The 9,003-nt window shown below is 54.1% G+C and carries 13 protein-coding genes and 1 pseudogene; all 14 read right to left on the bottom strand.

All coding sequences use genetic code 11. The annotated features are described in order from the left end of the window. Nucleotides 1-70, bottom strand: a pseudogene (locus VGM55_RS11865) (DUF2635 domain-containing protein); the annotation flags it as partial. A 19-nt stretch (nucleotides 71-89) separates the two neighbouring features. Beyond that, nucleotides 90-656 (bottom strand): phage tail terminator protein, encoded by a 567-nt coding sequence (locus VGM55_RS11860; protein ID WP_331635566.1) that lies wholly within the window; start codon nucleotides 654-656, stop codon nucleotides 90-92. Continuing rightward, a complete protein-coding gene (locus tag VGM55_RS11855) occupies nucleotides 656-1,165 on the bottom strand; it encodes a hypothetical protein (RefSeq protein ID WP_331635565.1) in 510 nt (169 codons plus the stop codon). The genes VGM55_RS11860 and VGM55_RS11855 overlap by 1 nt, the downstream gene beginning before the upstream one ends. Further along, complete coding sequence (locus tag VGM55_RS11850; RefSeq protein ID WP_331635563.1) at nucleotides 1,137-1,541, bottom strand: phage head closure protein; 405 nt, start codon at nucleotides 1,539-1,541, stop codon at nucleotides 1,137-1,139. The genes VGM55_RS11855 and VGM55_RS11850 overlap by 29 nt, the downstream gene beginning before the upstream one ends. Then, nucleotides 1,538-1,861: a head-tail connector protein gene (locus VGM55_RS11845; RefSeq protein ID WP_331635562.1), complete on the bottom strand. Its 324-nt coding sequence runs from the start codon at nucleotides 1,859-1,861 to the stop codon at nucleotides 1,538-1,540. The genes VGM55_RS11850 and VGM55_RS11845 overlap by 4 nt, the downstream gene beginning before the upstream one ends. Nucleotides 1,862-1,939: 78 nt before the next feature. After that, complete coding sequence (locus VGM55_RS11840) at nucleotides 1,940-3,169, bottom strand: phage major capsid protein (protein ID WP_331635561.1); 1,230 nt, start codon at nucleotides 3,167-3,169, stop codon at nucleotides 1,940-1,942. A gap of 9 nt (nucleotides 3,170-3,178) precedes the next feature. Beyond that, nucleotides 3,179-3,778, bottom strand: coding sequence for an HK97 family phage prohead protease (locus VGM55_RS11835; RefSeq protein WP_331635560.1), 600 nt, complete (start codon nucleotides 3,776-3,778; stop codon nucleotides 3,179-3,181). Next, nucleotides 3,771-4,988, bottom strand: a complete 1,218-nt coding sequence (locus VGM55_RS11830) for a phage portal protein (RefSeq protein ID WP_331635558.1) — start codon at nucleotides 4,986-4,988, stop codon at nucleotides 3,771-3,773. The genes VGM55_RS11835 and VGM55_RS11830 overlap by 8 nt, the downstream gene beginning before the upstream one ends. Continuing rightward, nucleotides 4,978-5,139, bottom strand: a complete 162-nt coding sequence (locus VGM55_RS11825) for a hypothetical protein (RefSeq protein WP_331635557.1) — start codon at nucleotides 5,137-5,139, stop codon at nucleotides 4,978-4,980. Before VGM55_RS11825 ends, VGM55_RS11830 begins: the two co-directional genes overlap by 11 nt. Then, nucleotides 5,136-6,866 carry a terminase large subunit gene (locus VGM55_RS11820; RefSeq protein ID WP_331635556.1) on the bottom strand — a complete coding sequence of 577 codons (1,731 nt, stop codon included), beginning with the start codon at nucleotides 6,864-6,866 and terminating at the stop codon, nucleotides 5,136-5,138. Before VGM55_RS11820 ends, VGM55_RS11825 begins: the two co-directional genes overlap by 4 nt. Further along, nucleotides 6,866-7,303 carry a phage terminase small subunit P27 family gene (locus VGM55_RS11815; protein ID WP_331635555.1) on the bottom strand — a complete coding sequence of 146 codons (438 nt, stop codon included), beginning with the start codon at nucleotides 7,301-7,303 and terminating at the stop codon, nucleotides 6,866-6,868. The genes VGM55_RS11820 and VGM55_RS11815 overlap by 1 nt, the downstream gene beginning before the upstream one ends. Nucleotides 7,304-7,411: 108 nt before the next feature. Beyond that, nucleotides 7,412-7,780: an HNH endonuclease signature motif containing protein gene (locus tag VGM55_RS11810; RefSeq protein ID WP_331635554.1), complete on the bottom strand. Its 369-nt coding sequence runs from the start codon at nucleotides 7,778-7,780 to the stop codon at nucleotides 7,412-7,414. Between the two features lie 2 nt (nucleotides 7,781-7,782). Further along, nucleotides 7,783-8,397: a methyltransferase domain-containing protein gene (locus VGM55_RS11805; RefSeq protein ID WP_331635553.1), complete on the bottom strand. Its 615-nt coding sequence runs from the start codon at nucleotides 8,395-8,397 to the stop codon at nucleotides 7,783-7,785. Beyond that, nucleotides 8,381-9,003: hypothetical protein (locus VGM55_RS11800; RefSeq protein ID WP_331635552.1), on the bottom strand; the 623-nt coding region annotated here is incomplete at its 5' end. The genes VGM55_RS11805 and VGM55_RS11800, both read right to left, overlap by 17 nt.

Here is a 9,003-nt window from a genome sequence, read left to right as displayed (position 1 = left end):
CGGCAGCGGGCAAAAGGTCGCCGTGGGCAGGATCCGGAACGGACCGCCCCTTAACGGGTTTCACAAACATTTATTTTTCCAGGCAGGTTTCAGGGAAAGGTTAATTCGGTGTGATGCTCAATACGCCCGTCTGGCCCGTCTGGCCCGTCTCCCGGGTTGATAAAATCAACATCGATACTGAGCGTTTTCAGGTCGTCCAGGGCGTTAAGATCGTTCTGCTGCCGCGTGTCTTCCTCTGTAATTTCGTACTTCACAGTAAAATCAAACTGGTAATAAAGCTCGAACCGGTTCATATCCAGCAGCATGCCGCCGGCATAAACAATCTCGTGGGCATCTGGATCCGGCTCCCACCCGAGCAACGCCTTCCACACTTCGGCCCGAACATCGTGGACAGCATCAAAGGATGCCCACTGCCCCTTTTCGTCGCGCTCATTACTCAGCACCACGATAACGGAAAAGCCTTCGGTTAGATCCTGCCAGTAATCGGTCCGGGCCTTCTGTTCACCGGTTGCGTCCTCTGCCGGCACAACGTATGCCGCCGGCAGTCTGAGCTTCCCGGCGTCAGGAATTGCCTTAAACTGCGCGGCACCACCCACGCGATTTTCAAAGCGCAGGCATCGGACGCGCAGTGCGGCCACAATCGGCGTCAGTTTCATTATTTTTTCCTTTTTTGCGGGCGAAGGGCTTTACGCAGCTCGCCAGACAAGATGTACCGCGTCCAGCTACGACGGCGTTCCAGTACCTCAACCATATAGTTATTACGCGGGGCAACACGCCAGCCACTGCCGCCGGACGCGCCGCGGTGGTGCCCTTTTTTACGCTTAGCCCCACGGCGCACGCCATAGAACAGAAACGCAGGATAAAACGCTCCATTTATATGGCGGTTCCCTTCCCCGTTCTTCTGGTTAGGTGCAATCTTCACCATCAATCCGGCGCGGCGCTTTGATGCCCGTGGAACGTAATAGCCAATTGAGCGGGCCAGCTTGCCCGTGCGGTAAGCCGGGTTTTCTCCCGGAGCAGAGCGACCGCGGCGCATCACCAACCGCCGCGCGTCTCGCATATGCACCTGACCAATTTTCACAAATGCCCGACGCATCCTGGCCCGGTTAAATACCAGTTCATCAGGTTGTTCAAAATCAACGTGTAAAAATGCTTTCCGCGGCATAGCCCGGCCCTCGATCCGCACGCAATTCTTCGCACTCCAGCAGCAAATAACGGCGCTTGCTGTTCAGGTCACGAACACGCTTAACGCGGAACACCTGGCCGTCCTGGACAACCTCATGATCGGCAGTAATGCCACGCCTGAAACGGATTGTGAAATAGTGCGTTACCGTATTTTCGGTCTGCACTGAACCCTGATATGCCGTTGCGCTGGTTTGCGCTACCTTCGCCCAGGTATTGAAGGAGTCCGGATAAAACGCCTCGACACCAAAATCATCAGCAGGCTCATCCTGCCGCTGTCGGATAGTCACGCGTTTATCAAGTTCGCCCGGATCGGGTAGCAGGTAAGTTGCGCTGGTCTGGCTCTGTCTGAGTTTCATAATGGAATGTACCTGTAAGGACCTACCAACCAGTTGAAGCTAAGCGGCAGCTCAAGCTTTTCCACCTCAGACACCGTTGAGCGGTTTTCGTATAAGTGGGTAACCAGCAGCAGCATCCCCATTTTTATATCGTCAGGCAGGTGCAGGCCATCAGCATCGGACTCCGGAATATTTTCATCAGGCCCATACAGTTTTCGGTTCAGGAACGTTTCTGTCCGGGTTTGTACCGCCCTGGCCAGCAAATCCAGCAACGCATCTTCATCGGTAAAATCGGCATCCAGCCGGAGCTGTCCTTTGATTTCTTCAGGCGTCAGCAACATAAATCCTCCGGTGCCCGCCGGATGACGGGCACAAAAAAACCGCTAACGCGGCATGAATGTTATTTGCTGGTCCAGCAGTCAGCTGCTGGCGCTGCCCTTGCCCACCAGCGCCTTGATTGCAGAGGTATCTTCAAGAATGCAGTCAAAGCGGTGGAATGCCAGGAAGCCGGTCTGGTCGAACTCGGCGTAACGTTCAACCAGGCGTTTCAGGATCATGTACTGCACGCGGCGGATAATGAAACGGTTAAAATCACCACAGAACATGAATTTTTTACCGGCGCCGATATCGTCGATCTCCTGGTCGATAATATACGGCACATTCAGAACGGAGGCTGGAGCCACGCCGACAATATCCGGCAGCCAGAGCGGGCGCCCCTGCCCGTCTTCCATTCCGCTGATAAGTTTCAGCGTATTATCGTTAAAGGCCAGACGGAACTTTGGCCCGCGGCGGTAAGCCGGATCAATGCTGTGTTTCAGCGACAAAATTTCCTGCCACTTCACCGCTGATGCAGAGGCAGTCGCGGTAGTGCCAGTGACAGATGCTGCCAGGCCTTGCGGCTGCTTCGGTGTGCCGGTTCCGGTCCCCTGAATCAGATAGCGAGCTTCGCCGCGACCGATGCGCTCCGCAATGCGGCGGGAGAGATACGCCTCCATATCAATGGCGCTGTCCTGCAGCAGCTCGTTAGACACGCGAATGATTTTGGAGGTCATTTTTAACGCGCCCAGGCTGTCCATACCAAAATCGGTATCTTCTTCCCCCGCCTCTTCATTTTCCCCCAGGAGTACCCCCACCTCGTTGGTACCGTCAGCCGTGGCCCACTCCATAGTTCGCCCGTCTGAAGTCGTCAGAATTTGCGCCACCCCGGCAATACCGCCGTAAGCTTTCATCTGCTCGACAACCTTCGCCAGGAAGGTATCCGGCACGGTATAGCCGCCTTTTTCATCCGGCGCCACACCCTGCGCGCGCAGCTCACGCAGTGCTTTGCGCTCTTCAGCGGTCAGTTCGCTGGCGCCGTGGCGCATCCATTTATCAAAAATATGGCCGCGCTGCTCTTCAGGCTGAGTGCCTTCTTTGCCTTCCATTTGCTGGCGCTGCTCTTCCTGCTGGTCATCAACATAGGTCTGATCCTGGCGGCGAAGCTCTTCTTCACGGGCAATACGCTCGTCCAGCGCCTCCAGTTCGCCTTTCGCTTTATTCCATTCGGTACGCTGCTCTTCGGTCCATGCGTTATCGCCAATCTTTTCATTCAGCGCGCGCATATCGGTCGCGATAGTGTTACGTTTTTGCTTCAGTTCGTGCAGTTTCATCGTTTTTCCTTACGCATTAAGAAGGGTCAGCAGGCGCTCACGCGCCATTCGTTGGTTAATGGCGTTCTTTAGCGCGCCGCTGTCTCGCGCTTCCTGCCAGGCTTTCATGGATCGGACACCGGAATCAGCCTCCTGATAAGCCGGATATGTCACCGGACTTACATCGTAGAGGCGTGAAAATTTCGTTATTTCACGGATAACAATCCCCTCTTCGTCTTCGTACCAATGCTCACCATTCCGGGCGACATTAAAGGCAAACGAAGACTGGTTGATATCGCCGCGTATCATCGGCGCGATAACCAGATCCCGAATAGTTTGGGTATCCGGAGCCGTGATGTTGTACTGCAATCCGCGCTCATCCACGCTGAGCGCCAGGGTGCCTGAGGTACTACGGCCCAGGATAAAATTCGGGTCATGGTTAAAGAGGCCGCGAACATCATTGGTCAGCACGTCATCAAATGCGCCGGGTTTGATTATTTCGCGAAACCCCCATAGCGGTTCCGAACGGGAGTTAAACACAGAGCCATAGCCAATAATTCGCGTAGGCTGATCGCTTTGTTGTTCTGCCCGAACCTCACCGCTGTAGCATCGCAGCTCGCGATCACTCATCGGTTTTGTCCTCTTTTTTTGTCACGTTTTTATCCGGATTAGCGGCATTGACGCTAACCAGCATTTCATCAAGGCCGTCTTTCGGGTTCATATCTTCAAAGGCCCGCGCCTCGTTTCGACTCATCCAGCCGTCAGTGATGGCGTAATGATAAAACTCAGCACGCTCTTTCCCGGTACCGCGGAGCAGGCCAGCGAGGTTAAAGCGAACGTAATAACCCGCCTGCCGTTCCACCCGCGTAAACAATCGGCGATTAAGCTCCTGCTCCCAGTTCGTCACCCAGGGCATCATCGTGTAGCGCACAAACTGAATGGCCTGCTCTGAAATATTTGAGAAGGTGGCTTTATCCAGATCGTTAATCATGTGGGCGGGAACGTTGAAGATGCCCGCTATCATTGAGCGGTTCAGTTTCATCATGTCGATTATCTGCGCATCGACCGGTGAAACCGTCAGGGCCTGGTAATCGAGCTGCGCAGGCAGCAGCATAGTTTTATTTTCCTGCTGCCGGAGTGCCGCAGTGGCTTTTTGCCATTGCTTTTTTAGCCTGTCCCAACTGTTATCGTTAAGTTCATTTTTGACAGAGACAATCCCGGCGGGCCGGGCGTTTCCATTGAAGAAACTGGAGGTATATTTCTGCCCGCTCATGCCCATACCTATTGTTTCGGCATGCTGCATAATCGGGCTTAGCCCCATTTTCTGATCGTTGCCCAGGGCGCACAGGTGGATCATGTCATCCGGACTAATCGCAAAGCTGCCGGCATCGTTATAAACCCCGTAGGTATACCGGCCGCCTGTATTTAACAGCGTGGTTTCCCAGGGCATGCAGGCATCCAGCCGGGTAACCTCTCCCCGACGGCTACGGATAACCCGCGTGTAGCCATTCCCCCAGCCGAGCACATGGCGCTGTTTTAGCTCGCGCCATTTATAGCTGGTCTGCCACTCGTTGGGCTCATCATGCACCAGGTAGAAAACGGGATGATCACGGGCTGCTGACACCTTTTTCCCTTCACGCCGCATAACATGCAGGGGCATTTGTGCAACGCTGGAAGAGATAACGTAAATACAGGAGTAAACTGCCGCCAGTTTCATCGCTGTTTTGGGATTAACCAGCACATCGCTTTGAAAAATAACGTCGTTTTCAGCTGACTCAACCGTCAACGGCACAGCCGGATTTTCCAGCGAATGACTTCTGAAAAGGGCATTAAAAAACATGTTTTGTCCTCCATGCCGCGAATAAAGCCCAGACCAGCAGCCCTGAGCCTCCGGACATCAGCGCAACAGCGGTGCCATACCTCAGATAAATACCGGCCACCAGCGCGCCAAAGCCTGCCAGCCCGGCAACATCGATAATAAGTGATTTCACAGGATTAACAGGTCCTCATCAGGATCCAGATTAGAAAGGAAGTCTTTCGGTTCATTCAGCATCGCGCGACCAACAGCCATCATCAGCCCCACCGCACCATCGATTTTGTTTTCGGCGCCCTCCTTCACCGGACGGACAATATCGTCACTGCCAGGAGGATTACGGCCAACCACATTTGAAATACACCAGGAAAGGATCGCGTTTCCGTCATGATGAAAACGACCAGCCGCCATCGCCGCTTCAATCTCGCGCATCGGATCGCTCATGTTGGTGTAGTTCTGCGTGATAGTGACAGGCTCCAGCCCCTCATCCATCAGCAAATGAGAGACAGATGTGGCGCCGTAGGGGTCGACAGGGCATGACGCTATTTTTATGGTTTCCCGGAGCTTCAGAATCGACTCAAAAATCAGCCGATAATCCACCTCCGCGCCATCAGTGGGTATTAACAAGCCCTGATTAACGAAGGTTTGATAACGACTGGCGGTACTTTTAAGTGCCGGTTCAGTGGAAAAAACCGTTTCTTCCGGTACCCAGAACATCGGGCCAACACAATAAAAATGTTTCAGCCCGTTTATTTCACGACAAAAGACCGGAATAACGGCGTTTAGGTCCAGCTTTGACGCAAGGTCAATGCCCAGATAGCATTCATCCCCGGCAAAATCCTCAAGCTTTAGCGACTTATCCGCTGCAGCAAACCATTTCTGCAGGTTGTAATACGCCGCTTTAGCACTCACCCATTTATTGAAGTGCTTTGTCAGAATTTTGTTGGTCTGGCTCGGCGTGGAGATGGCAAGCAGTTGTTTCGCGCGAAGGAACCCTTCGTTTATCGAAACACCATAGTTAGGGTTGGCCTTAATCAGCGCTTCCGGCTGCGTCCAGTCGTCACCATCATCAAGGGTGAAGATAATCCCGAATATATGGTCATTTTCCTCACCCTCGCGAATACGCCCAAGAATTTCCACGACCTGTGAGCGCTTTTCGTAGCAGGGAGATGAAATGTCAAAGCCTGCAGTCGTGATGATGAGCGTCATGGGTTGCTCGCGAGCCCCCATGCCTGTCGTCATCGTGGTATAGAGCGCATCGGTAGAATGCTCGTGGTACTCATCAATGATTGCGCAGGATGGAGAATCGCCATCGCCGGGATCGCCGATAACCGGGGCAAACACGGAACCATCAGGGCGGGTCATTTTTTTGGCCCACGGCTTTATCGAAAACTTATGCCGCAGTGCCGGCAGCTTTTTCACCATCTGCAAGGCAGGAGAAAAAACTTTCCAGGCTTGTTTCTCGGTCGTGGCACCGCAGTACACCTCTGCGCCATGCTCGCCGTCAGCGCAAAACATGTAATTACCCACGGCGGCCGCAATGGCAGACTTACCGTTTTTCCTCGGCACCTCGATATAAATTTCAGTAAACCGGCGGAGGCCGTTATCTTTCCTTACCCAGCCGAACGGGACGCCAAGAGAAAATTTCTGCCACGGCTCGAACGTGATCCGCAACTTCCGGCGAGCCCATTCGCCAGCGGTATGCGGCATCTTTTGAGAAAAACGTAAAAAGCGCTCGGCCTTGCTTTTGTCAAACCGGTACGGCCACTTAGGGTCTTTTGCCCTGTCCAGGTCATCCAGATGACGCTGGCAAGCCTGCTTCGCTAACTGACACGCCAGAATTTTCCCACTCACGACTTCGCGCGCGTACTGGTTCGCTGCGTTGACATTGGGGTAAGTAGCCATTAGACAAACTCATCAAATTCATTCCCTTCATCGTACGGGTCGTTTCCGCCGCTGGTCATGCGAATGCGGCTTAATGGATCCAGGCCCAGGAGGGAACCCAGGCGGGCAATCTGGGAAACAGAATCATTTCTGACGTTAACGGCAGGATGTTTTTTATCTCCGCCCATTTCACTGGATACCGTTAACCCGTCCTTTGCGATAACTTTTTCGGCTTCGATCATCAGGTGAAACGCGTTGCAATAGGCCATGAGGATCGGCGCGTCCTCAAGCTCAAAAATACCGCGGTCGATTAAAATTTTGCTTTGCGTTTTCCAGAGTTTAATTGCAACATCACCCATCAACTCCGGCGGTGGCGCAATCCTCGCCATCTTGCTTTTTTGTCCAGCGGGCAAATGCGGTTTACGTCCCCCACCTGAAGAACGAACAATTCCACCCATAAATACCCTCTGTTCAATAGGCCAAACCTTCCGGGAAAAAGTTTCTTATTTTTGGCGTGTAAAAATTCAACGGGGCGGGCAGTCCGGAAGGGCAAAGGCGCCAGAGATTTACCCTCCCCCCCGCCTGCCTGACAGCCTCTCTCGCGCCGTCTTCACCCGGTGGCATGGGGTGCACAGGCTTTCAAGGTTGTCGTCGCTGTCGCTGCCACCGTTCGCTTTAGCGACTATGTGGTCAACGGCGGTTGCTTCGGTTATCGCCCCGCGCCGTAGGCAGTTCTGGCACAACCCCTTATCCCTTTTCAGAATGCGAAGCCGTGCCTTGTCCCACCAGGTACCGTAACCGCGCTGGTGTCGTGTCTGACCTGGCTTGTATTGCTTCCAGCCATCCCCTTTGTGCTCGTCACAAAATCCGCTACGGTCGATTGTGGTGTTTTTGCAGCCTCGCTTTCTGCAGGCTTTTGGCGTTCTCGGCGGCATGGCTACTTCCTCCTGAATGCATAGCTGCCGATACCGTCCCGGCCCAACATGCTCTCGCAACGATTGTGCTCCACCATCCGGAACCCTTGTTCCGCGAACCACCGTACAATCCCGTCGTGCGTCCAGTACCAGATATGCTCGTCTTTGCGGTAGTGGCGTGACGCGAGAATGTGCTCAGCGCCTTCAAAGATGGGAAGGGAGACGAAAACAGACTCCGTGGCCTGACCTACTGCGCGAGCCGGATCGTCGATATGCTCCAGCACATCCCACATCGTGAGCGCCCGCCAGCGATCCGCATACAGATCGGCAAAGGCGTTGCGCTCATGCAGCCAGGCCACACCTGCGGGATTAACATCGAACCCCAGCGCGCCGGGGTAGCTGTTTACGAACTGCCCTGAGCCGATCCCGACATCGAGCACCGGCCCTTGATAGTGACGCGAAACAAGCTGAATACGTGCGGCGGTAAGTTGTACGCCCATCGGCGTATCGGCCATCGCCTGATAGCGTGCGAAGTAATCAGGGTTGTACGGTCGTGATGCTGGCACCGGGTAACGGCCCATGCCTAACTCGGGCAGCCAGACCAGGCCAGCCGCTAATTCATCATTGAACGATTTCATTTAGCCAGCCTTTGATTTTTTTGTTAAACCCGGAAATGTGCTTGCTGCAGTCGTGAACCATGCTGGCACACATGCAATATTCGTCCGGTTGTGCCCAGCCCACACGGGATAAATCCATACCGGGATCGGTAACGATGTGCGGCGCATTATGCGCACCACAGCCACCCTGAATGATGAATACGGGCGTTTGGTAGCAGATGGCCACCGGCAGTGCCCAGCCGACACCCGAGACAACCACCGCGGCATGTTCCACCAGCGCCAGCGTCTGAGTTAACGAGAGTTCGCCAGCGTGCAGGTACAGATCGGCTTCAGGGGTTTCGCCCACCAGCCATTCTTCCCCGGCTTCCAGATCGGCCAGGCTTACAACGTAAAAGTTTTTACGCAGCTTTCGCGCAGCAGCAGCAATGTACTTCGGGTCAGGGTTACGGGCGGGGTTGGCCCATTCCTTACGAACCGTTGCAGGGCGTATCACTGCGATCGGCTTATCGGCTTTTACCGGTGATTCACCAAACGTTGGCAGGTCAAAGATCGTTGCCACCCTGCCAAACTGCCAGGTCATCGCATCGATAATAGAGCCACGTTTAAGCTCCTCAGGACCGTAGAAGA

Origin of the sequence: Cedecea sp. (assembly GCF_036500665.1) — a bacterium.
In the GTDB taxonomy this organism is placed as follows: Bacteria; Pseudomonadota; Gammaproteobacteria; order Enterobacterales; family Enterobacteriaceae; genus Cedecea.
This window is presented reverse-complemented; position numbering and strand designations above follow the sequence as displayed.